The 23242-nt window shown below is 62.7% G+C and carries 19 protein-coding genes; 5 read left to right on the top strand and 14 right to left on the bottom strand.

Going from position 1 to position 23242, the window contains the following annotated elements; translation table 11 throughout:
- Nucleotides 1-128 precede the first annotated feature (128 nt).
- Nucleotides 129-1034 (top strand): UTP--glucose-1-phosphate uridylyltransferase GalU, encoded by a 906-nt coding sequence (gene galU, locus OHD62_RS11455; RefSeq protein ID WP_412177369.1) that lies wholly within the window; start codon nucleotides 129-131, stop codon nucleotides 1032-1034.
- A gap of 28 nt (nucleotides 1035-1062) precedes the next feature.
- Here galU and OHD62_RS11450 read toward each other — a convergent pair whose 3' ends face one another.
- Nucleotides 1063-2055 carry an IS481 family transposase gene (locus tag OHD62_RS11450; protein ID WP_263782798.1) on the bottom strand — a complete coding sequence of 331 codons (993 nt, stop codon included), beginning with the start codon at nucleotides 2053-2055 and terminating at the stop codon, nucleotides 1063-1065.
- 59 nt (nucleotides 2056-2114) lie between these two features.
- Nucleotides 2115-3884, bottom strand: coding sequence for an outer membrane beta-barrel protein (locus OHD62_RS11445; RefSeq protein ID WP_263782797.1), 1770 nt, complete (start codon nucleotides 3882-3884; stop codon nucleotides 2115-2117).
- A 249-nt stretch (nucleotides 3885-4133) separates the two neighbouring features.
- Here OHD62_RS11445 and OHD62_RS11440 point away from each other — a divergent pair, with 249 nt between their 5' ends.
- Nucleotides 4134-5135 (top strand): KpsF/GutQ family sugar-phosphate isomerase, encoded by a 1002-nt coding sequence (locus OHD62_RS11440; RefSeq protein WP_263782796.1) that lies wholly within the window; start codon nucleotides 4134-4136, stop codon nucleotides 5133-5135.
- Between the two features lie 155 nt (nucleotides 5136-5290).
- On the opposite strand, the gene OHD62_RS11435 is transcribed toward OHD62_RS11440, so the two are convergent.
- The 11 genes from OHD62_RS11435 to OHD62_RS11385 all read right to left on the bottom strand — a co-directional run bounded on the left by OHD62_RS11435 (nucleotide 5291) and on the right by OHD62_RS11385 (nucleotide 18196).
- Entirely contained in the window at nucleotides 5291-5755 is a 465-nt protein-coding gene (locus OHD62_RS11435) for an NfeD family protein (protein WP_263782795.1), read from the bottom strand.
- 10 nt (nucleotides 5756-5765) lie between these two features.
- Nucleotides 5766-6716, bottom strand: coding sequence for an SPFH domain-containing protein (locus OHD62_RS11430; protein WP_263782794.1), 951 nt, complete (start codon nucleotides 6714-6716; stop codon nucleotides 5766-5768).
- A gap of 135 nt (nucleotides 6717-6851) precedes the next feature.
- The gene (gene hemH / locus OHD62_RS11425; RefSeq protein WP_263782793.1) at nucleotides 6852-7916 is read right to left on the bottom strand and encodes a ferrochelatase; all 1065 of its coding nucleotides are present in this window, start codon (nucleotides 7914-7916) and stop codon (nucleotides 6852-6854) included.
- 130 nt (nucleotides 7917-8046) lie between these two features.
- Nucleotides 8047-10068: a 5'-nucleotidase C-terminal domain-containing protein gene (locus OHD62_RS11420; protein WP_263782792.1), complete on the bottom strand. Its 2022-nt coding sequence runs from the start codon at nucleotides 10066-10068 to the stop codon at nucleotides 8047-8049.
- Nucleotides 10069-10262: 194 nt separating this feature from the next.
- Entirely contained in the window at nucleotides 10263-10637 is a 375-nt protein-coding gene (locus OHD62_RS11415) for a hypothetical protein (RefSeq protein ID WP_263782791.1), read from the bottom strand.
- 176 nt (nucleotides 10638-10813) lie between these two features.
- On the bottom strand, nucleotides 10814-12259 hold the full coding sequence (locus OHD62_RS11410; protein ID WP_263782790.1) for a homospermidine synthase: 1446 nt from the start codon (nucleotides 12257-12259) through the stop codon (nucleotides 10814-10816).
- Between the two features lie 109 nt (nucleotides 12260-12368).
- The gene (locus OHD62_RS11405; protein ID WP_263782789.1) at nucleotides 12369-13280 is read right to left on the bottom strand and encodes a heme-dependent oxidative N-demethylase family protein; all 912 of its coding nucleotides are present in this window, start codon (nucleotides 13278-13280) and stop codon (nucleotides 12369-12371) included.
- Nucleotides 13281-13309: 29 nt separating this feature from the next.
- Nucleotides 13310-13972: an aminotransferase class IV family protein gene (locus tag OHD62_RS11400; protein ID WP_263782788.1), complete on the bottom strand. Its 663-nt coding sequence runs from the start codon at nucleotides 13970-13972 to the stop codon at nucleotides 13310-13312.
- Nucleotides 13921-15066 (bottom strand): aminodeoxychorismate synthase component I, encoded by a 1146-nt coding sequence (locus OHD62_RS11395; RefSeq protein ID WP_263782787.1) that lies wholly within the window; start codon nucleotides 15064-15066, stop codon nucleotides 13921-13923. Before OHD62_RS11395 ends, OHD62_RS11400 begins: the two co-directional genes overlap by 52 nt.
- A 173-nt stretch (nucleotides 15067-15239) precedes the next feature.
- The gene (locus OHD62_RS11390; RefSeq protein WP_263783858.1) at nucleotides 15240-15989 is read right to left on the bottom strand and encodes a proton-conducting membrane transporter; all 750 of its coding nucleotides are present in this window, start codon (nucleotides 15987-15989) and stop codon (nucleotides 15240-15242) included.
- A 371-nt stretch (nucleotides 15990-16360) separates the two neighbouring features.
- Nucleotides 16361-18196: a M3 family oligoendopeptidase gene (locus tag OHD62_RS11385; protein WP_263782786.1), complete on the bottom strand. Its 1836-nt coding sequence runs from the start codon at nucleotides 18194-18196 to the stop codon at nucleotides 16361-16363.
- A 182-nt stretch (nucleotides 18197-18378) separates the two neighbouring features.
- Here OHD62_RS11385 and OHD62_RS11380 point away from each other — a divergent pair, with 182 nt between their 5' ends.
- The 3 genes from OHD62_RS11380 to OHD62_RS11370 all read left to right on the top strand — a co-directional run bounded on the left by OHD62_RS11380 (nucleotide 18379) and on the right by OHD62_RS11370 (nucleotide 22463).
- Nucleotides 18379-19920 (top strand): sigma-54-dependent transcriptional regulator, encoded by a 1542-nt coding sequence (locus OHD62_RS11380; RefSeq protein ID WP_263782785.1) that lies wholly within the window; start codon nucleotides 18379-18381, stop codon nucleotides 19918-19920.
- Nucleotides 19921-20256: 336 nt separating this feature from the next.
- Nucleotides 20257-22089 (top strand): DUF882 domain-containing protein, encoded by a 1833-nt coding sequence (locus tag OHD62_RS11375; RefSeq protein ID WP_263782784.1) that lies wholly within the window; start codon nucleotides 20257-20259, stop codon nucleotides 22087-22089.
- Between the two features lie 182 nt (nucleotides 22090-22271).
- The gene (locus tag OHD62_RS11370; RefSeq protein ID WP_263782783.1) at nucleotides 22272-22463 is read left to right on the top strand and encodes a hypothetical protein; all 192 of its coding nucleotides are present in this window, start codon (nucleotides 22272-22274) and stop codon (nucleotides 22461-22463) included.
- Between the two features lie 65 nt (nucleotides 22464-22528).
- On the opposite strand, the gene OHD62_RS11365 is transcribed toward OHD62_RS11370, so the two are convergent.
- A complete protein-coding gene (locus tag OHD62_RS11365) occupies nucleotides 22529-23167 on the bottom strand; it encodes a 2-dehydro-3-deoxy-phosphogluconate aldolase (RefSeq protein ID WP_263782782.1) in 639 nt (212 codons plus the stop codon).
- Nucleotides 23168-23242: the final 75 nt, after the last annotated feature.

The raw sequence follows: 23242 nt of genomic DNA, 5'->3' as shown, positions 1-23242 counted from the left end.
ACGAAAAGACGCTTTGATGCTTTAGGAACTGCAAATTTTCATCTGGCCGGTTAGTAATCCTCGATTTCGGCATGAAAATGTCTCGAAGCGGGATTGCCGAACCTGCTTGCAAACGGATAATTGACAGCATGAAGAGAGTTCGCAAGGCAGTTTTCCCGGTCGCCGGCCTCGGCACGCGGTTTCTCCCGGCCACCAAGGCCATCCCCAAGGAAATGCTGACCGTCGTCGACAGGCCAGTCATCCAGTATGTGGTGGACGAGGCGCGCGAAGCCGGCATCGAGCATTTCATCTTCGTGACCGGCCGCAACAAGGCGGTCATCGAGGATCATTTCGACGTCCAGTTCGAACTCTATGACACGCTTGCCCAGCGCGGCAAGGACGACCAGCTCGCCCGCCTTCAGCGATTGCAGCCCGCGCCGGGGCAGACCAGCTTCACCCGCCAGCAGGTACCGCTCGGGCTAGGCCATGCCGTCTGGTGCGCCCGCGAACTGGTCGGCGACGAGCCTTTCGCGCTGCTCTTGCCCGACATGATCATGCAGTCGGAAAAAAGCTGCATGAAGGACATGGTCGAGCTCTATGCCGAGACCGGCAACAACATCATCGCGGTTCAGGAATGCGACCCGGCCGAAGCCCATAAATATGGCATCGTCGGCCGCGGCGAGGATACGCATCACGGTTTCCGCATCACCGGCATGGTGGAGAAGCCAAAGATGGGCACTGCGCCCTCCAATCTTTACATCAATGGACGCTACATCCTGCAGCCGGAGATATTCGGAATACTGGAAAGCCAGGAAAAGGGCGCCGGCAACGAAATCCAGCTCACCGATGCGATGCTGAAGCTCGAGAAACAGCAGCCCTTCTACGGCTACCACTATCAGGGACGCACCTACGATTGCGGATCGCCGGAAGGCTTTGTCGAGGCCAATGTCGCCTTCGCGCTGTGGCGCAGCGACATGAACGAGAATATGGCGGGCGTCATCCGCACGCTGCTCGACGAGTTGAAGCCGTCAGAACGCAAGGGCGCGGCTTTTTAAGCACTCGTCTATGACAATCGGCTCGGCACTAGCTGTTTAGTCCCGGCATTTGCTGGAGCGGATTGAGTTTGAAGCGTTGCGGTTGTGACGCCCACGCCTTGCAGATGAACTCGTAGGGTGTGAGACCCTTGAGGGTCTTGAGCCGGCGCGCGAAGTTGTAGGCGGCGACGAAGTCGGCGAGATGGGTGCGGAGTTGGTCGTGGCTCTCGTAGTAGAAGCGCTTGACGGTGGCGTCCTTGATAGTCCGGTTCATTCTCTCGACCTGGCCGTTGGTCCACGGGTGCCTGGCCTTAGTCGTGCGGTGCTCGATGTCGTTCCTGGCGCAGGCGTATTCGAAGGCGTGAGCGCGGAATATCTCGCCATTTGCGATTGCCTCCTTGATCAGCGGCACCGCCGAGCCACCGGCACCGGGGGTGGTGAACTGGATGCCATTGTCGGTAAGCACGGTGTGGATCTTGTAGGGCACGGCCGCGATCAACCGCAGTAGAAAGTCTCTTGATACGGCTGTGGGGGCCTTCTCGTGCAACTCGACGAAGGCGAACTTCGAGGTGCGGTCGATAGCGACGAACATGTGCAGCTTGCCTTGCTCGGTCCTGACCTCGGCAATGTCGATGTGGAAGTAGCCGATCGGGTAGCTCTTGAATTTCCTCTTCGCCGGTTTGTCGCCCTCGACATCCGGGAGCCGGCCGATGCCATGGCGTTGCAGGCAGCGATGCAATGAAGACCGCGTCAGGTGCGGGATGGTCGCTTGAAGCGCATAGAGGCAGTCGTCGAGCGGCAGCAGCGTGTAGCGGCGGAAAGCGACAATGACCGCCTCTTCCTCAATCGAGAGCACCGTCGATCTCGGTTCCTTCGGACCAGTCGGCAGATCGGCGACCGAAGCTCGCCTCTTCCACTTCGCAACCGTCTTCTGGTTGATCCCGTAGCGCTTGGCCAGCGTTCTCAGGCTCTCTTGACTATGCAGTATCGCTCGACGGACCGCCTCTGTCGTTGTGGCGCTCCCATGCAGAACCTGGCCCATAGCGCATCCCTTGATTCGGAGGACAAGGATGCCCCATCAAAGCCTGGGATCAAAAATCTCTAGCGCTGAACCTTCACGCCAAGGAATATGCTGTTGGCCGTGTAGTCGCGGCCTTCCAGGTTGCTGGTCTGCTTTTCGGTCCTGACGCGGGTGGTGAGGCCGGCGTAGCGGTTCAGCCACCATGTCAGCCCTGCCTCGGCGCTCAGCGTCAGATCATGACCGTCGGAGCCGATATAGTCGCGCCAGTCCGCGCCAAGGGCGGCGTTCCCAGTCAGGTTGGCACGGATTTGCCTCTCGCCTGTGAGGCGGCCGGAATAGAGGATGTCGCCGCTTTCTCCGGCGGTCGTCGTGCCCTCGACGATCGTCTGTCCGGTGAGGCCGATGATGGTGCCGCGCTCGGGCGACCATTTGAGGTCGGCGTTGACCGTGGCGCCCGAAATCGCCGACAGGCGGTCGTCGTCGATGGCTTCCCGCAGCCAGCCGGCGGAGAACTCGCCGGCAAGTTTCTCACCCATGTCGAGCTCGACACCGGCCCGGGCGCCGAGCCGTGTCGAGGATCGTTCGAAGCCGCTGCTATCGACGCGCTGATCATAGAGCCGGCGGCCCACCTCAACCTCGGTGAAGGGTGTGATGGCGGGAGAGATCTCGTAGCCGGTGCGCAAAGTCGCCGTGTAGAGGGTGGAATCGCGGTCCTTCTGCGACAACACGGTGCCGTTCGAAAGCTTGGCGTCGCCGTAGATGTCGTGTTCGACCGCGCCGGTCAGCGCAAAGCGCATCTTGCCGGCATCCTTCTCGACGGCGAGGCTGCCGTCGATGGTCTGGCGCACCGGCTGCGAGGTGGTGCCTTCGATGACGACCGGCGACGAGGCCGATTCCGGCACCGCCTCGTAGCCCAGCTTGGCGATGGCGCGCAGTTCATTGTCGAGGTCGACGTTGAGCTGGCCTTCGATGCGACCCTGCGCATCATTGACCTTGTCGCCCGATATGGTGTTGCGGAAAATGCCGTAGCCGTCGATAACGGCCGAATTCTCCGCCCAGTCGGAGACGGCGTTGAAGCGTAGCGCCGTTTCCGACAGCAGTGCCGACTTGCCGTCGGCGCTCGAATCGGCGTTCGACGTCGCCGTCAGGCCTTGCTCGAGCGTCGGCCTGATCACGAAGGAGCCGAGTCTGATGCCGGTGGCGGCGAAAGGGTCATCCTCTGCCTTCCTGTCCTGTCCCTCGATCGCCTCGGCGCGCTCGGCACCGGGGTCAAGCGGCAGCCTGTCGGCGGAATCAATGGTCACGGCACGGCGGTTGGTGTCCTGATCCGGCTCGGTGGTGTCGGTGTCATCCGTCGTGGCCGTCGTTGTCGAGTCGACGGGGGTTTTCCTTGTCTTCTTGTTGTCGGCGGCCTCGTCCTGCGCCTTGTCTTCATCGGCGGCGCGTTGCCTTGCGCTCGCCGAGCGGCGTGGCGGGACGGGAGCGGGGTTGTCGGCAAACGGGTCGTCGGTGGCCGCGGGCGGATCGAAAATACTGCCGGTCGCGGTCGCCGTGCCGGTGTCATCGGGTATGGCGCCGGGACTGGCCGGTTGATAGGTGGGTGCCGGCTCGTCCCCCTGGGCGGTCGCGCCGGTCGTCGCCTGATCCTGGGAACTGGCAATGCTCAGTTGCCTGGTCTTGCGCCGCTGGTCGTCCAGGATTGCCGATTCCGAAACCTCGCCGCGCAACTCGGTCTCCTGGGCGTAAGGCAGCGCCGGCCGCAGCAAGGCGAAGACACTGGTCGCCAGCAACAAGGCGCAGACCGCCTTGCCCTTGCGTCCCTTTTTCTTTTCAGGCTGGGCCTTGGACATCGCCACCACTGCTTGCGCTGCGCCTGCGCGCCATACTTACCGAACCGTAAATGGGGATGGTTAACGGAGGGTTGAGGCGGTGGCTGATTAGCTCCCTTGGCACACCTATGATCGAAGGAATTCATGCGGTGCGCTTCAGGTCTTATGCTTAAAGCATGCCATTGCCCCAAACTGCCTGGCCTTGGGCGACATGCATGAGGCGGCAATTCCGTTGGACAGGTGCGCGGCAAAGCGCTAATCGCATCAGCCATGCATGCGGGATCCCCAGACAAGAAGCCGCTCGACAGGCAAGCTTCAATCGCCTCGGCGCTCAGAACGGTGGCAACCGAGCAGGCCGGTGTCGCAGCACTGGCGTCCGCGCTTGAAAATGGGCTGGCCGAACCATTCGCGCGCGCTGTCGACATGGTGTCGCAGATCGACGGCCGCGTCATCGTCACCGGCGTTGGCAAGAGTGGCCATATCGGCTCCAAGATCGCCGCGACGCTCGCCTCGACCGGCACGCCGGCCTTCTTCGTCCACCCTGCCGAAGCCAATCATGGCGATCTCGGCATGATCGCCAGGGATGACGCCATCATCGCCATGTCGTGGTCGGGCGAGAGCAGGGAACTCATGGGCATCGTTGCCTATTCCAGGCGTTTCTCGATTCCGCTGATCGCGGTCACTTCCGGGGAGACATCGGCGCTGGCGCGCGAGGCGGATGTGGTGCTTCTGCTGCCGCGCGCGCCGGAAGCCTGTCCGCATGGCCTGGCGCCAACGACATCGACGCTGCTGCAACTGGTGATCGGCGATGCGCTGGCCATCGCGTTGCTCGAAGCACGCGGTTTCACGCCGGACCATTTCCGCACCTTCCACCCCGGCGGCCAGCTCGGTGCCAATCTGACGCAGATCCGCGACATCATGCATGTCGGCGACCGGCTGCCGCTGGTGCCCTCCGGCACCGGAATGCAGGAGGCGATCCTCGAACTGTCGCGCAAGGGATTTGGCTGCGTGGCGATCACCGGCGAGGACGATGCGCTGATCGGCATCATCACCGATGGCGACATCAGGCGCCATATCGGCAGCAATCTTCTGGCGATGAGCGTCGATCAGGTCATGACCAGGGAGCCGAAGACGGCCGGGCCAGATACGCTGGTGGCGACGGCGCTGCAGACGATCAACAACTCGGCCATCACCAGCCTAATGGTGGTGGAAGGCAGGCGTCCGGTCGGGCTCGTGCATTTGCACGACCTCCTGCGCATCGGCGCGGCCTAGGTTCTGTTGATATTCAGGTGATGCCGGCCTGCGAATGGCGGCTTCCTGCGCTTCCGGTGCTCACGTACTTTAAGTACGCTCCGCTCCGGTTCTCGGAAACCACCATTCTCGACGCGGCCTGACCTGAATCTCAACACACCCTAAAACGTCTCGGTCTAGACAGCCTCGACGGTCAGCTCCAGATCCGTATCGGCCGAGCCCGTTACGCGCACCTGCGTGCCTGCGGGCAGATCCGGGCCGGAAACGCGCCACACCGTGTCGCCCAGCCGGATGCGGCCGCGGCCGTTCTTGATCGGCTCGGCCAGTGTCGCCATCCTGCCGACCATCTGCGCGCCGCGACGGTTGAGCAGCGGCTGGTCGACGTCGCCATGACGGCCGCCGACCAGCTTCTTGCCGACGAAGGCCGAGACCAGCGACAAGGCCAGGAAGGCCAGCACCTGGACCTGCCAGGTCCAGAAAGCCGCGTCCCAGATGAGCAGTGACACCGCGCCGATGATCAGGGCGGCGATGCCGATCCAAAGCATGAACACGCCTGGCGCGACGATTTCCATCACCAGGAGGATGAAGCCCAGAACCATCCAGTTCCACGGGCCGAGTTCGGAAACGATGCGTTCCAACATGGGAGTGGCCTCAGTTTTCGCTCGGGCGAACCACCGGTGGACGCGCGGTCTGCCGTGCGGCGCCGGCAGTGCCTTCGCTCCTGAAGACTTCCTTGGCGATCTCGCCGATGCCGCCGAGCGTGCCGATCAGTGATGAAGCCTCCATCGGCATCAGCACGACCTTGCTGTTCGTGGCGGAGCCGATCTTGGTCAGGGCTTCGGTGTATTTCAGCGCGACGAAGTAGTTGAGCGCCTGCACGTCGCCCTTGGCGATCGCCTCCGACACCACCTGTGTGGCGCGTGCCTCGGCCTCGGCCGAACGTTCGCGCGCCTCGGCGTCGCGGAAGGCGGCTTCCTTGCGCCCTTCCGCCTCGAGGATCTGCGACTGCTTGAGACCTTCGGCGTCGAGGATCTGCGCGCGCTTGTTGCGCTCGGCCATCATCTGGCGGCCCATCGATTCGATGAGGTTGGCCGGCGGATTGATGTCCTTGATCTCGACGCGGGTGATCTTGATGCCCCAGGGGTGCGCGGCCTCATCGACGACGCGCAGCAGGCGCTCGTTGATGGCGTCGCGGTTCGACAGCAATTCGTCGAGGTCCATCGAGCCCATCACGGTGCGGATGTTGGTCATCGTCAGGTTGAGGATGGCGTTCTCAAGGCCGGCGACCTGGTAGGCGGCCTGCGCGGCGTTGAGCACTTGGTAGAAAGCGACGCCGTCAACGGCGACGATGGCGTTGTCGCGTGTGATGATCTCCTGCGTCGGGACATCGAGCACCTGCTCCATCATGTTCATCTTGGCGCCAACGCGCTCAAAGATCGGGTTGATGATATTAAGACCCGGCGTCAAAGACTTGGTGTAGCGGCCGAAGCGCTCCACCGTATAGTTATAGCCCTGCGGTACCGTCTTGATGCCCTTGAAAAGAAGGATAATGACAAGAAAGACAAGAACAATGATGGCGATGTCGAAACCGCTAAAGCCCATTTCATTTCTCCCTCAAAAGCCGACGACCTCACGGAATCACTTAAGTGTGTTTCCGCAGCGTTACAATCTGGTGATCACGAATATTGGTTAGCGAAGGCTTTTGCGCACCGGTTTCGGCCTTGTCGTCGGGGACGTTCAAATCCAGCCGGCGAGTTCTCGTCTTACCATCGCCTCGATCACCGCCATGCCCTCGGCGCTGTCGTTGAGGCAAGGAATGTGCGCGAATTTTCCGCCGCCGGCGTGATGGAAGGTTTCGGCCGCCTCGCGACCGATCTCGTCCAGCGTCTCGATGCAATCGACGGAAAAGCCCGGATTGACAACGGCGATCGATTTCACGCCTTTCCCAGCCAATTTCTCGACCGTCTTGTCGGTGTAGGGCTGCAGCCATTCCTGCGCGCCGAAGCGCGACTGGAAGGTGGTGATCAGCTTCTTCTCGTCCCAGCCGAGCTTTTCGCGCAGCAGCCGCGTCGTCTCCAGGCAATGGGCCTGGTAGGGATCACCCTTGTCGGAATAGGGTTTCGGAATGCCGTGGTAGGAGGCGATGACCACTTCCGGTTCGAAATCGAGGCCCGCCAGATGCTGCTCGATCGAACGGGCGAGTGCCTCGATATAGACAGGCTCGGCATAGTAGGGCGGCACGCTGCGGACGGCCGGGGCGCGGCGCATCTTCATCAGAGCGCGAAACAGCTGGTCGTTGGCGGTCGCCGTCGTCGTCGCCGAATATTGGGGGTAGAGCGGGAAAGACAGGATGCGGTCGCAGCCCTGCTCGACCAGTTTTTGGGCGACGCTCGCCGTCGAGGGATTGCCGTAGCGCATCGCCCAGTCGACGACGATATCAGGCAGGTCGCCAAGCGCCTCGGCAAGCTTTTCACCTTGAGCGCGGGTGTAGGTGCGCAGCGGCGATTCGTTGCGCTCCCGGTTCCAGATCCTGGCGTAGTTGGCGCCCGACTTCTTCGGCCGCGTGGTCAGCACAAGTCCGTAGAGGATCGGATACCAGATTGCCTTGTTGAGCTCGATGACGCGCGGATCGGATAGGAATTCCCTGAGATAGCGCCACATCGGCTTGAAGTCGGTGCCATCGGGCGTACCGAGATTGACCAGCATGACGCCGATCCTGCCCGCACCGGCCGGCCGATGTCCTGCTGGCAGCGGGCCGAAGGCCCTCGCGGCTTTGGGGTCGACAGGGCTGGAAAGCGTCATAGGGGGTCTCCGGACATCGCGAAACTAGCGATGCCGCGCCGGTTTTCAATGCAGCGTCTGGCCGCACCTTGTCTTGAAAGCAAAAACCCGCCCGGTTGCCGGGCGGGTGCTCCTCGAAGTCCCGAAGCTGCTATTTGCCCGCGGCTGGAATGACCAAGGTTGCGCCGATCGGGAGATGGTGTGGTTCATAGCCCTTGTTGGCGCCGGAGATCACCTTCCACTTGGTGCCGTCGCCATAAGCCTTCACCGCCAGATCCCAATAGGTATCGCCGGCAACGATAACATGGCTGCTTTCGGCCGGCGCCGCCTCGGCTGGCTTTGCCGGTTCGGTGGGAGCTGTCTCAGCCGGGGCCGGCGTGGCCTCAGCCGGCACGCTTGGCGGCGTCGTGGCGATGTCGCCAGAACCGGCCGGCAATGCAGGCATCGCCGGTTCAGCAGGAGCGGCCGGGGCCGCCTCCGCCGGTTTTGCCGGTTCGGCCGGAGCAGGCTCGGCCGGCTTGGCTGGTTCAGCAGCCGGTGCTGTGGGAGCCGCAGCAACGTTCGCCGCGATCTCGGTGATGCGGCCATCGAGCTTCGGCGTATAGGGCCGATGCGCGCCGAGGTAATCGGCGACCACCTGTTCTAGGCCCGGACCGTAGTCGTAGGCATTCTTGGCCTTGTCGGCGAAGATCTTGTAGCCGTCGCCGCCCTGGCGGACATAGTTGTTGGTGGCGACCAGGTAATCCTTGTCCGGATTGATCGGTGTCCAGGCGCCGCCTTCCATGACCTCGACCGACTTGACGCGACCGGCATTGGGCGCGACCGATTTGTCGAACGCGTATTTCAGGCCGGCAACCTGTGGGAAGCGGCCGGCGCCGTCCTCGACCTGGCTGAGGCCGCTTTCGAGACCGGCGACCAGATCCTTGCCGGAAATCTGGAAGGTCGCCAGCGTGTTCTGGAACGGCAGCACGGTCAGCACCTCGCCCATGGTGACGGTGCCCTGGTCGATCGAGGCGCGCAGGCCGCCGCCATTCGAGATGACGATCTCGACGCCCTGGCCCTTGACGCGGTCGAGGACGGCATCGGAGACGAGATTGCCCATCTCGCACTCGCGGGCGCGGCAATTCTCGCGGCTGCCGTCGATCGCCTTGGTGGTCTCGGCAACTTCCTTGTTCTTCAACGCCTCGATCGGCGCGCCGAGCTCCTTGATGCGCGCAAGCACGGCGGGATCGGGGGTGATCGACTTGTCGAGATAGATCGGATCGCCGCTGGCCGATTTGACCACGCCGTTGTCGTCGAACACGACCTTGAACTCGCCGAGATATTTGGAATAGGACGCCGCTTGCACGACCGGAACCTTGTAGCCGTCCGGATTGTCGACCATCGTCGGATAGGGGCCTTCGGCCTTCGGGTCGGTGTTGGACAGCAGCGAATGGCTGTGGCCGCCGACCACCACGTCGACGCCAGGGATCTTGGCGATGACATCGCGCTCGCGCTTGTAGCCGATATGGGTGACCGCGATGATCTTGTTGACGCCCTGTCCTTTCAGTTTCTCGACCTCTGATGTGATCGACTTGACGTCGTCCTCGATGGTGATGTTGGGGCCAGGGGAGGCCAGTTCCGGCGTATCGTTGGTAACCGCGCCGATGATGCCGATCTTCTGGCCGCCGACTTCGACGACGATCGACGGTTTCACGCGGTCGCCGAGCTTGGACTGCGCATTGGCCTTCACATTGGCGCCGAGCACCGGAAACCTGATCATGTCGAGGAACGGGGCGAGCGCGGCTTCGCCATCATCGAATTCGTGATTGCCGAGCGCCATGGCGTCGAACTTCATCTGGTTGAGGAACTCGCCTTCGACCTTGCCCTTGTAGGTGGTGTAGAAGAGCGAGCCTTGGAAATTGTCGCCGGCGCTGAGCAGCAGCACGTTCTGGCCTTCCAGCTTCTTGCGTTCCTGGGCGATCGTCGTGATCAATCGCCCGGCGCCGCCGATGCACTCGCCCTTGGTCTCTTCCTCGGCCGAGCAGGTCGATTCATATTTGTTGTTGCCTTCGATGCGGCTGTGCCAGTCGTTGATGTGCAGGATGTTCAGCGTGTAGTCGGCAAAGGATACTCCGGCCGACAGACCAAGCGTGGACGCCGACAGGGCGGCAATGACTGCGATCTTCTTCATTTTTTTGTCTCCCGGGTGACTTGGCCAGAAGCGTTTAACGCTCTTGTTTGACTGGGCTATAACCGTCCGACTTTTTGGCCATGTTCACACTGCGTTTGGGTCGACGCAAGTGGAATCGGGATCAGCTTTGCCGGCGCAAAAAAAGGACGGCGACCTAAGCCGCCTTCCTTTGTAGAAGCAATTCAGTACAGTGCTCAGGTACGTCTGGTCAGTACGAAATTCTGTCCGCTGCCGCTGGTGCAATTGAGCTGCGAGGTGGAGATCAGCAGGCAGTTGAAGCTGATCGGCGTCTGGCGGATCAGCGAGGTGCCATGGATCTCGACCGACGTGCCGCTGGTCATGGTGTAGCTGCCATCGGCAAGCTTCTGGCCGGTATCGGTGGCGACGGTCTTGAAGCTGCCGCCGGCAAAGGTCGACAAGCCCGTGCCCTGCGCGTCAATCCAGGAACCCTCGACCCCCTTGGCCGAGCTTGCCGGCGGCTCGCTCGGGCCGGTGGTGGTGCAGGCCGCCAAGGCGACGGCTGTGGCCGCGGCAATGCAGGCCGAAAGCAATTTTCGCGCGATCGTCATGAAAAATCCTCTCCTCGAGCATCGGACCGAAAATCTGTTCGATTTCGGAAAACACGATGCGTACATCCAAAGTGCTAGAGCGTACTTTCCAATGGATACACGTCGCTCCAGGCCGCTTCCTTCAATCGCCCGATTTCCGGGCGATTGCAAGGCGGTGAGGCATGCTCGTGGGACCGCTATCGAACGAGGATGTTGCGGAATTGCCACGGGTCGTTTTTGTCGAGGTCTTCCGGGAACAGGCCGGGGCGATTATCGAGCGGCGTCCAGTCGGTATAGTAGCCCTTGACCGGTCCGAGATAGCGGGACTGCACTTCCAGGCAGCGCTTGTAATCCATCTCGTCGGCCTCGACGATGCCGGCTTCAGGATTTTCCAGCGCCCAGACCATACCGGCCAGCACCGCTGAGGTAACCTGCATGCCGGTCGCGTTCTGATAGGGCGCTAGCTTGCGCGCCTCCGCCAGCGACAATTGCGAGCCGTACCAATAGGCGTTCTTGTCGTGGCCGTAGAGCAGCACGCCGAGCTCGTCGACGCCATCGACCAGCTCATTCTCGTCGAGCACGTGGTAAGCGGCCTGCGGCTTGCCGGCGGCACCGAAGATCTCGTGCATCGACAGCACGGCATCGTTGCACGGATGGTAGGCGTAGTGGCAGGTGGGGCGGTAATGCACTTTGCCCTTCTTGCCGCGCACCGTGAAAAAGTCAGCGATCGATATCGCCTCATTGTGCGTTACCAGGAAGCCGTATTGCGGCCCCGGCGTCGGGCACCAACTGCGCACACGGGTGTTGGCGCCGGGCTGCTCCAGATAGATCGCGGCCTTGGAGCCATGCTTGTGCTTCTTGGCGTTCTTCGGCATCCATTTCTCATGCGTGCCCCAGCCGAGCTCGGCCGGCTGCATGCCTTCCGAAACGAAGCCTTCGACCGACCAGGTGTTCCAGAAGACATCCATCGGCTTCGGCTTCTTGGTGCGCTGGGTGTCGCGCTCGGCGATGTGGATGCCCTTGACGCCGGCCTTCTTCATCAGCTTGGCCCAGCCCTCGCGATCCTCCTGCGCCGGCTCCGAAAACTCCAGGCCAAGATCGCTGGCAAGGTTGACCAGCGCCTGCTTGACGAACCACGAAACCATGCCCGGGTTGGCGCCGCAGGTGGAGATCGCCGTCGCGCCGCCGGGCCTGTCGTGCTTTTCCTTGATCATGGCTTCGCGCAACGCGTAGTTGGTGCGGCTGGCATTGTCGGCCTTGGCATCGAAATAGAACCCAAGCCATGGCTCGACGACAGTGTCGATGTAGAGCACGCCGAGCTTGCGGCAGAGTCGCATCAAATCCACCGAGCCGGTGTCGACCGACAGGTTGACGCAAAAGCCCTGGCCGCCGCCATTGGTCAGAAGCGGCGTCAAAAGCTTCTTGTAGTTCTTCTCGGTCACGGCTTCCTGGACGAAAGCGATGCCACGTTCGTCGAGCAGCTTGCGGTCGGTGTCGCGCGGGTCGATGACGGTCATGCGCGACTTGTCGAACTTGAAATGGCGTTCGATCAGCGGCAGCGTTCCCCGTCCGATCGAGCCAAAGCCGATCATCACGACAGGGCCGGTGATTTCACCGTAAACGGGCCAGTTTTCATTCGCCATTTTATCGAACACTCCTCAAAACACAGGAAAAATCCGGCATTTCTGCCGGACGACCAAGCGCTACACCACAGATCATTGTCATAAACCAGTGAAAAGCGCCAACCGCCGGCTAGGCCGCATTCGCCATGTGGTTAAGGAAGGCAACCAGCCGGTCGCGGTCCGATGTCATGCCCTTGTAGTCGAGCTGGGCCTCGTCGAGCGCCAGCAGTTGCGCGGCGAAAGACGCTGCCAGCCTTGCCCGATTGGGATGACGCGCCAGCACAACCAGTGGGTCGAGATGGATGCGAATGGTGAACAGGACGTCACGCGAAGCGGGAAGTTTTCGGAGCGTCTGCCGCTCGACACGAATGAAGGCACGGGCATCGATGTCGCCGTCCGAGAATTTGGAGGGGCGGTTGGTGGTGCGGTCGACGCGCTCGAGGTTCGAGAGTGGATGGTAGAGCGCATCGCCGGCCTGGATCGACCAGTTGTAGCGCTCGACGACCTGGCCCTGAAGGCCGTCGAACATGCGGTTGATAAGGTCGGCCGGTCGCGTGCCTGGACCGAAGCCTGGCACCGGCGCATGGATCTCCTGCAGCGGCCTGCCGAATTTTTCGATCAGCGACCCTGAGGAGGGAAAGCAGAGCGAGCCGGCCACCAGCCGCCAGCCATTCTTGTCGCGGCGCATCAGGATCAGGTCTTCCTGGACAAGCAACGAGGCCGCGACAAGCGGTGCATCGCTGAAGCCGCTGGCGTCGGCGCCGATCACCTCGATCCCTTTGCTCGAGCGTCGATAGATGTCTGGATGTTTCGCCAGCAAGTGCGCGCCGAGCAGGTCGAGTACCTCGCGCTGGGCATCGCGCGTGCCGTCCTCCTCGACAAAGACGCTGCCGGGGATTTCGGCATAGAGCCGGCGCTTCTCGGCCAGATGAGACAGCAGATGGCGATCGACCTCAATCCATCCGCCGAAGTCGAGCGGCTTCAGCCCGATGGCAAAAAGCTTCGACGAGCCGTCATAGGGCGTGTGGGTGGGGATGCTCATGCCTCTATATGGGAGTCCAATCGATCGCGTCAGCCCAGCCGCGCCGGGATCAATCCGCGCAGCGAATTGCCGACGAACAGCGCCTTGGCCGACTTGAGATCGTCCAAGGTATAGATCGCTTCGCGGGCGCGGCCTTGATCCAGCAGCTCAGCGCGCAGGACACCAGCAAGCAGGCCGCAGTCGAGCCGCGGCGTCGCCAGTGCGCCGTCGCCGAAATCGGCGAAGAGAGTTGATATCGTGCCCTCGCAGATTTCGCCGCGTTCGTTGGCCAGCAGCACCTCGTCGGCCCGGCTGATCAGATATTCGGCGCGCGCCCGCTGGTAGGTTTCCCGGCGGCTGGTCTTGTGGCGCAGCAGCGTGTCGTTCGAATCGAGTCGTATCCGCGCCAGTTGCAGCCGCCAGACCTTGTCGGCGGCAAGCGGCTCGTAGGGCACGGCCGACGCCGTCGCCTTGCCGTTGCGCGACAGGACGAGGCGTGTGCGCAAGGCGACATCCGGCCGGTCGATGACGTTTGTCAGCACCTCGCCGACCTTGCGCGGATCGCAGGCAAAGCCCAGTTCGCTTGCCGAGCCGTAGAGGCGCGCAAGATGACGGTCGAAACGCAGGAAGCCCTGGCCAGGCTCCCAGCGCATAGTCTCGATCAGCTCGAAATCAGTGGTGTTCCCGTCGCGAAGCGCGCTTTCAGCAGACACTCCTGATACTCCTCCTCGGCCGTCGAATCGAAGACGACGCCGCCGCCGACATTGTAGACTGCTTCGCCGCTGGAAAAGAGCGAGATGGTGCGGATCGCCACCGAAAAGCGCATCGTGCCGCCAGGTGCGATCCAGCCGATGGCGCCGCAATAGACGTCACGTGGCGCGGTTTCCAGATCGTGCAGGATTTCCATGGCGCGGATCTTCGGCGCGCCGGTGATCGAGCCGCAGGGAAAGAGTGCTGCAAAGACCTCGCGGATTGTCAGACCGGACAAAAGCCGCGCCCGCACGCGGCTCACCATCTGGTGGACAGTCGGATAGGTTTCGATGCGGAAAAGCTCCGGCACCTCCAGCGTGCCGACCTCGCTGATCAGCGAGATGTCGTTGCGCAGGAGATCGACGATCATCCGGTTTTCGGCCTGGTTCTTCTCGTCGTTGGACAGGAATGCCTTCAGCCGCTTGTCCTCCGCCTTGGTCGCGCCGCGCGGCGCGGTGCCCTTCATTGGATGTGTTTCGATCATGCCTTCGGCGTCGATCTCGAAGAACAGTTCCGGCGACCGCGACAGGACGATGGGATCGCCGAGCGCTACCAGCGCGCCGTATTTCACCGGCTGGCGTTCGGTCAACGCGTCGAAGGCGGCCAGCGGATCGCCGGACCACTGCGCGTGGACCGGAAAGGTCAGGTTGCCTTGGTAGCAATCGCCTTTGCGGATGTGTTGGTGGAGCCGCGCAAAGCGCTGTGCATAGTCTTGCGAAGACCACGCAGCCCTTGCGTCGAAGATCGGGCCGTTGGTCGCCGCGGCGTGACTGCGCTTGACCGCCTGTTCGACAGGCGCGTCGAAGACGCCCAGGCAGACAAGCGGCGCGCGGCGTCCTGCCGGCAGCAGCGGGACGAGCTTCGGTTCGAGCAGGTAGCCGGCCTCGTAGGAGAGATAGCCGGCCAGCCATTTTCCGGCCGCATGCGCGGCCTGCGCGGTTTCGAGCGCCGGCAGGAAATCCTGCGCCTCATGCGCCACAATGATGTCGGCCGGATCGTTGAAGACGAGCTGACGCGCACTCTTGTCGTTGCGGAAAATTGCAGAGGGCAGGGACATGAGGCTCGGATGCTGCGGCCAATGGCGATCATCGATCGCTCTATATGGGGCCTCGATCCCGCGCAATCGAGGGAACGGCGTCTCAGGACGCAAAGACAGCGGTGATGCAAAAAGCGAAATGGCGGCGTCCGGGGACGCCGCCAGTTGTTCTGGGCTCGATGCCGGCAGGCAAGTCAAGTGTTGCTGGCGGTCCCTGCGGTGGGGAAGCGGCGCGCGAATTCCGTTTCGTCGCCAGCGGCGAGCAGCTTGGCCTGCTCGATCCAACGCTCACGTTCGATGCGGCCATCGAAATTCAAGGTCTTCTCGATCCGCGCGACGTCGGCGGCCGTCCATGCGGCGATCTGGGCATAGGTCGTGACCCCCAGCCCTTTGAGCAGCCGCTCGTTGGCTGGGCCGATACCGATCAGACGGCGCAGGTCGTTGGCCTTGCCCGCCGCCGCCGTCGCCTTGGCTGCCGTGGTTTTCTTTGCCGCCGGTGCGGCCTTTTTCGCAGCAGTACTCGTCTTCGCGGCGCCCGCCGTTGCCGCCTTCGATGCGCCTGCTTTGGTCGCCCCGGCCTTGGGGGCACTCGTCTTGGGGGCACTTGCCTTGGTCGCACTTGTCTTCGATGCCGCTGCCGAGGGTTTGCTTGGCGTTGGCGTCGACATCAGTGCTGCCGGCGCCTGGGTGGCAGCCTTGGCAGTGCCGGTCCTGGCGGCTTGCGCCTCGGCCAACCGGCGTTCGAGATCGGCACGGGTGCGGCCGCACGCATCCAACTCACCGGTCAAACGATCGGAGTCGGCACGCAGTCTGTCGCGCTCGCTGCGTGTGCGATCCAGATCGCCGCGCAGACTGTCGAGTTCGCCACGCAGCCGTCCCCAGATGAACCAGCCAACCAACACACCTACCAGGAACGCCAGGAGCATGTAGAAAAAAGTGCCCATTGTCTCTCTCTCCAGTCCGATCCGTCCGCCGCGGTCAGGGTTAGCGACCTTGGCAAAGGACCATTCGATGGTGGTTCCGCGGTTCGCGGAACAGCCGGCTTCGATCGAGCTGTCGGCGACTGGCTTCCCCGCCATGGCCAACGGCCGCTGTCGCATTCGCCGAAGCGCCATGACCGGCCGGAGAATCTCCTGGCCGGAGCCGCGCGCCCGGTTGAGCTTGAGGCGGGACGCTATCATACAGCCTACGGAAAGCTAACGGAAAAATTCCATAGAGAGTTATTCAAGAACAAATATTCAGCGCAAGAATAGAATGGGTTCAATATGCATTCCGGCTAAACTGTTCTGCTGCCCCGCGCGTTCGCCTGCGGGCATCAATTGTCCAGCGCTTCCAGCTCGTCGATCAGGCCGCCGATCACGCCGAGTCCGATCTGCCAGAAGGCAGGGTCGGTGGCATCGAGGCCAAAGGGCGCCAGAAGCTCGGAATGATGCTTGGTGCCGCCGGCGCGCAGCATGGCAAAATACTTCTCCTGAAAGCCGCGCTCGGCATTCTGGTAGACCGCATAGAGCGAATTCACCAGGCAGTCGCCGAAAGCATAGGCATAGACGTAGAAGGGCGAATGGATGAAGTGGGGGATGTAGGTCCAGAAGACCTCGTAACCCTCACGCAGCTTGATCGCCGGCCCGAGGCTTTCCGCCTGCACTTCCAGCCAGAACTGGCCTAGCCTGTCCGACGTCAGTTCGCCGTTCTTGCGCTCGGCATGCACCTTGCGCTCGAATTCGTAGAAGGCGATCTGGCGCACGACCGTGTTGATCATGTCCTCGACCTTCTGGGCGAGCATGGCCTTGCGCTCGCGCTTGTCGGTGGTCTGTTCGAGCAGCGAGCGAAAGGTCAGCATCTCGCCAAAGACGGATGCCGTCTCGGCCAGCGTCAGCGGTGTCGAAGCCATCAGTGCGCCCTGGCCGCCGGCCAGCACCTGGTGCACGCCATGACCGAGCTCATGCGCCAACGTCATCACGTCGCGTGGCTTGCCCATGTAGTTGAGCAACACGTAAGGGTGCGCCGACGGCACGGTCGGGTGCGCGAAGGCGCCCGGCGACTTACCGGGCCTGACCGGCGCATCGATCCAGTTGCGATCGAAGAATGTCCTGGCGATTTCCGCCATGTCGGGGGAGAAGCGCTGATAGGCGGACAGCACCGTATTCTTGGCTTCGTCCCAGCCGATGACCGCTTGCGGGGTTTCGGGCAACGGTGCATTGCGGTCCCAATGGTTCATCACGTCCATGCCGAGCCAGCGCGCCTTCATCGCGTAATAGCGGTGCGACAGGCGCGGGTAGGCGTCGCGTACGGCCGAAGCCAGCGCGTCCACCACGCTGCGCTCGACGCGGTTGGCGAGGTGGCGCGAATCGGCGATGTCCTCGAAGCCGCGCCAGCGGTCAGAAATCTCCTTGTCCTTGGCCAGCGTGTTGGTGATCAGCGTGAAGGTGCGCAAATTCTTGCGGAAGGTCGCGGCCAGCGCCTCGGAGGCGCGGCGGCGCACTTCGCCATCGGCGTCCTGCAGCCGGTTGAGCGCTGGCTCCAGCGTCAGTTCCTCGCCGTCGATGTCGAAGCGCAGATCGGTCATCGTCTCGTCGAACAGGCGGTTCCAGGCGCCGCGCCCGGTGATCGACTTTTCGTGGAAAAGCTGTTCGACCCGGTCCTCGAGCTGGTAGGGCTTGTCCATGCGCAAGTCGAGTACCCATGGCCGGTAGTGGGCGAAATCGGGATCGGCGGCGAGCGCGGTCGCGATCGCGGCGTCGTCGATGAGATTCAGTTCGAGCGCGAAAAACAGAAGATGCGCGCTGGCGTCGGTCATCTTCTCCTGGATGTCGCCATAGAGCTTGGCGCGCTGCGGATCCGCCGTGTTGCCGGCGTAGACCAGCCCGGCATAGGAGACGATCCGGCCGATCAGTTCCTCCAGCGCCTCATAGGCGGCAAGCGCTTCGCCCAGCCTGCCGCCCTCGCCACGCTCGGCCTCGGCGGCGAGCGTGCCTTTCCAGCGGCTCTCGAAGCTAATGGCATCGGCGGCCGCCCTGGCGATATCGCGCTTGAGCTCCGGAGCCTCCATGCCCGGATAAAGATCGGCGAGGTTCCATTCCGGCAGGTCGCCGAGCTCCGCCGCGCCCTGACCGGACGCCGCCGCCAGCCGCCGACCAAAAACCATGCGCATTGCCATATCTTCCAGAACCAAGATTCGAGGGGGCCAAATTCGAGAGGAATGAGAAGCCGGTCAAATCCTAAGGAATTCGTTCACCGGGTTTTTTGAAACCTTATTTAGAACCCTGTGCCAAGATGATCCATAGGGCGCAGTCTCCCCTGGGGCATATTGGGCGGGCATAAGTTGAACCAGTCATGACAGGTTCCATACTCATAGTCGATGACGATCCCGTGCAGCGCAGGCTGCTCGAGGCGGCGGTCGCGAAATACGGCCACACCGCAATCGTCACGGACGGTGGCGAAGCCGGTCTCGACGTTCTCGACGGGCCCAATGCGCGCGACGTCTCTGTGGTCATCCTCGATCTCGTCATGCCGGGCCTGGACGGCATCGGCGTGCTGAAGGCGATGCGTGAGCGCGGCATCCAGGTTCCGGTCATCGTGCAGACCGCCCAGGGTGGCATCGAGACCGTCGTTTCGGCGATGCGTCACGGCGCCTTCGATTTCGTCGTCAAGCCCGCCTCTCCCGAGAGGCTGCAGGCGTCAATCGGCAATGCGCTCAAGGTCGAGGCGGTCGAGGGCGAGGTGAAGCGCACGACGCGGCGGCGCGGCGACCATCTAACCTTCAAGGACCTGATCACGCATAGCCCGGCGATGGACCGGGTGATCCGCCTCGGCCAGAAGGCGGCCGCGTCGAACATCCCGATTCTCATCGAAGGCGAATCGGGCGTCGGCAAGGAATTGGTGGCGCGTGCCATCCAGGGCAGCAGCGACCGCCGCTCGAAACCGTTCGTCACCGTCAATTGCGGCGCCATTCCCGACAATCTGGTCGAATCGATCCTGTTCGGCCATGAGAAGGGCTCGTTCACCGGCGCCACCGAAAAGCACACCGGCAAGTTTGTGGAAGCCCATTCGGGGACGCTTTTCCTCGACGAGATCGGCGACCTGCCGCTCGATGTGCAGGTCAAGCTTCTGCGCGCCGTGCAGGATGGCGAGGTCGATCCGGTTGGCGGGCGTTCGACCGTCAGGGTCGACATCAGGCTGATCTCGGCCACGCACCGCAATCTTCTGCAGCAAGTCAAGGACGGCAAGTTCCGTGAGGACCTGTTCTACCGCCTGAACGTCTATCCGATCTTCGTGCCGCCGCTGCGCGATCGCCGTGACGACATCCCCTACCTTGTCGAACACTTCATGGAAAAGGTCGCGCCCGCCGATCCGCGCCGCCGTCTCAACGGCATCTCGGCCGCGGCACTCGCCATGCTGCAGGCCTACGACTGGCCGGGAAACATCAGGCAGCTCGAAAATGCCGTCTTCCGCGCCTCAGTGCTTTGCGAAGGTGACATGCTGACGGTGGAGGAATTTCCGCAGATCCGGGCACAGGTCGATGGCACCGTCAATCTCGATGCATACGGCGCATTGTCGCCTTCCGCATTGCCTGACCTGGCCATCGAATCGCGTGGCGAGGGACCAGCCGGTGACGGCGTTGCCGCGACCGAGCCTGATGCGCCGGCCAGGCTGCAGCCCCGCTTCGGCACGCTACGGGCGCTCGACGAACGCGGCAATGTCCGCGCGCTGGCCGACGTCGAACTTGAAATGATCAAGCTCGCCATCGACCATTATAACGGCCAGATGAGCGAGGTCGCCCGACGCCTGGGCATCGGCCGTTCCACGCTCTACAGGAAGCTCAAGGAATACGGCATCGACCCCGAAACGGGCCGTGTCGACCGACTCGCTTCCTGAGTCTGCCAACGAATCCGCGCATGACAGGTGCTGGAGAGGCATGTCCGCGACGCTATTCACGGATTGAGGCAATTTGTAACAGATCGTGTTTCGGTCAAACGCCGAAACATGATCTAAACCAGCAGTTTACCAAGAAACCCTGTGCAATATTTTTGACGAGATATCGCCACGGTGTTACCGCATTTCGGCTTCAATAAGTGATGATTAACCATTAGGATCGATATTCGGATGTGACAACAACGCATCCGTTTGGGCAAATCCGGGGACAAACGGCAGCCTGCAAGGCCTTTTGATTTGAACAAAGTCGAACGACACACAGACGGGCGGCACGATCACATGAGCGCCTGGCCGAAATGGCTGGCAGCGGTGATTTTTGCCTGTGGATTTTTCGCTGCGACCAGCGCCAGCGCCGACACACGTTCGCTCAAACTGTATAACCTCCATACGCACGAGAAGGCTGAGATCGTCTTCAAGCGCAATGGCCGTTACGATCAGGCGGGTCTGAAGAAGATCAACGTCATCCTGCGCGACTGGCGCCGCAACGAGCCGACCAAGATGGATCCGCGTCTGATGGACCTGGTCTGGGAGGCCTATCGGCAAAGCGGCGCCACAGACTATATCCAGGTCGTCTGCGGTTACCGCTCGCCCTCAACGAACTCGATGCTGCGCGGCCGCAGCCGGGGCGTCGCCGAGAAAAGCCAGCATATGCTTGGCAGGGCCATGGACTTCTACATTCCCGGCGTGCCGCTGAAGAAGCTGCGCGACATCGGCCTCAGGATGCAGGGCGGTGGCGTCGGCTACTATCCGAGGTCCGGCTCGCCCTTCGTCCATATGGATGTCGGCAATGTGCGCCATTGGCCCGGTATCAGCCGCCAGGAACTGGCGCGCGTGTTCCCCAATGGCAAGACACTGCATGTGCCGAGCGACGGCAAGCCGCTGCCCGGCTTTGGACAGGCGCTTGCCGCCTACAAGGCGCGCAAGGGCGCTGGCACTCCCAACATCGAACTGGCCAGCGCCGGTGGCGGTTCCAAAAGATCCGGTGGCTTGCTTGCCGCTTTCTTCGGCGGCGGTGACGACGAGGCGGACGATAGCGCCGATGTGGCATCAGCCGCGCCCGCGCCGAAGCCGAAGAGTGTCAAGCTGACGAACGCGAAGCCGGCGCCGGCCGCCAAGAGCGACAACCTTCCCGGCATTGCCATCGTGTCGCCCAAGGATGCCAAGCGCGCCAATATCCCGCAAATCGCCGATGCGCCTGAGCCAGCTCCGGAACCGGAACAGGATACGCCGGAGACGATCATCGCGGCGCTGCCGGCGCGCAGCGTGCCGCTGCCTGATTTCGCTCCGCGGCCGAAGGCTGATGTTGGCGCCCAGCCGCCCGAGGACGTTCCCTTCGGCATGGCTGATGCCACCGCCACCACCGAACAGACGGTGGCTACCGCGCAAGCGCCGGCAAGCGTTCCCTTCGGCATGGCGGATCCGTCCGTTGCGGCCGATCCGGCTCAGGTTGCCGCCAATAACGTACCGCTGCCGACCTGGCGTCCCGATCATTCGCTGCCGGCCGACCTCGCGGCGGACGACTTGGCGCCGCAGGACAAGGACGTGCTTATGGCGCTGGCGGATACGGCCGGGCATAGCAAGACCGCTACCGATGCGTTCTCGGTGCTGCCGACGGCGCGCCCTGACACCACCCAACCGGACGCGGTCAAGGCGGTTCTTGAAAAGGTCAGCGTAACCGACGGCTACCAGGTCGCTTCGCTCTCCGAACCGGCCCCGGTCTTCAACGATGCGGCAGGCGCCGACGCGGCATCGCCGCGCGAGGCTGTCGCTGGCCGGCCGGCGGGTTCCGATCCGGCAGCGGCGATCGGCGCGGGTGTGAAGACCACCCGCAAGGAAGCCCGGGCAACTGCTCGCGATTCAAAGCCTGGTCCCAAGGCTCTGGTGGTTGCCGCCGCACCGCAAGCCGCCCGCTGGGCACTGGGCAGCGGTGAAACTGTCGCGGCCGTTTCCGATGCGACGACGGCGCCGCGCTACGCCTACAACATCGTCCACACCCCACCGAACGAGGTCTACGCGGTCGGCTTCCAGCCTAATGGCGAGATCTTGGAGGCTAACCGGTTCACCGGCAACGCCGTCAAGTTCCTGTCGGTCGCCCGCTTCCAGACCAAATAGCCGATCGACCAAGCCAAACAAAGCCGCGCCGGGCAACCCGCGCGGCTTTTTGCTGTGTGGGAGCAGGGATCCGAGCTTCAGCGCCTATGATTAGATCACGTGCGGCTGACATTCCCGTGAGCGTGGAAGGCCGTGCCGGTTCACGGGTTTCTCGAGGGTCAACTCACAAACCGGGGATACCCATGAAGGCCATTCTACTGGCGTCGGTTCTCGCATTGGCAGCGGCTTCGGCCGCCATCGCTCCAACGCAAGCTGCGACGACGATCATCAAAACCAACGACCATATGCACATGAAAAACCATTGCAGGGCCAAGGTGGTCACGCATTGGCGGCATCACCACAAGGTCGTCGAAAAAGTCAAGGTCTGCGGCTGATCCCGCGGCACAAGAGCAGACTGGCCCGATCCGCGAAAGCCGATCGGGCTTTTTTCATCCCGGCTTTATCGTCCGAGTTGGCTCGCCGTGCGTGCCAGGGCCTCAATCTCATCCCATCTGCCGGCCTTGACCATGTCGTCGGGCGCCACCCAGGAGCCGCCGACGCAGATGACATTGGGCAGGGCGAGATAGTCGGCGGCGTTCTTGCCGGTGATGCCGCCGGTCGGGCAGAATTTCACATCGGCGAGCGGCGAGGCGAATGCCTTGAGCGAGGCGATGCCGCCCGACTGCTCAGCCGGGAAGAATTTCAGGAAACGCAAGCCTGCCTGGCGTGCGGCCATGATCTCGCCGGGGGTGATGGCGCCTGGCAGCAGCGGGATCGGGCTGTCTTGCGCCGCCGCCAGAAGCTCTTTTGTGATGCCAGGGCTGACGATGAACTTTGAGCCGGCCGCCGCCGCCTCATCGAACTGGCGGGCGTCCAGAATGGTGCCGGCGCCGACAATGGCGCCCTCGACTTCGCCGGCCACACGCCGGATTGCCTCCAGCGCATCGGCGGTCCTGAGCGTGATTTCGATCGCCGGCAGGCCGCCACGCGCCAGCGCGCGGGCCAGAGGTACGGCGTCAGCGACATTGGCGATCTTCAGCACCGGAATGACCGGCTGGCCATTGAGGAGCGACAGGAGTTTCTCGGTCTTGGCTGACATTCGCTTGTCTCTCCGGTATCGATGATTTCAACCGATTAGCAGAAGGCATATTCCGAGTCCACGAAGGCAGGCGTG

Origin of the sequence: Mesorhizobium sp. YC-39 (assembly GCF_025753795.1) — a bacterium.
GTDB lineage: Bacteria > Pseudomonadota > Alphaproteobacteria > Rhizobiales > Rhizobiaceae > Mesorhizobium.
This window is presented reverse-complemented; position numbering and strand designations above follow the sequence as displayed.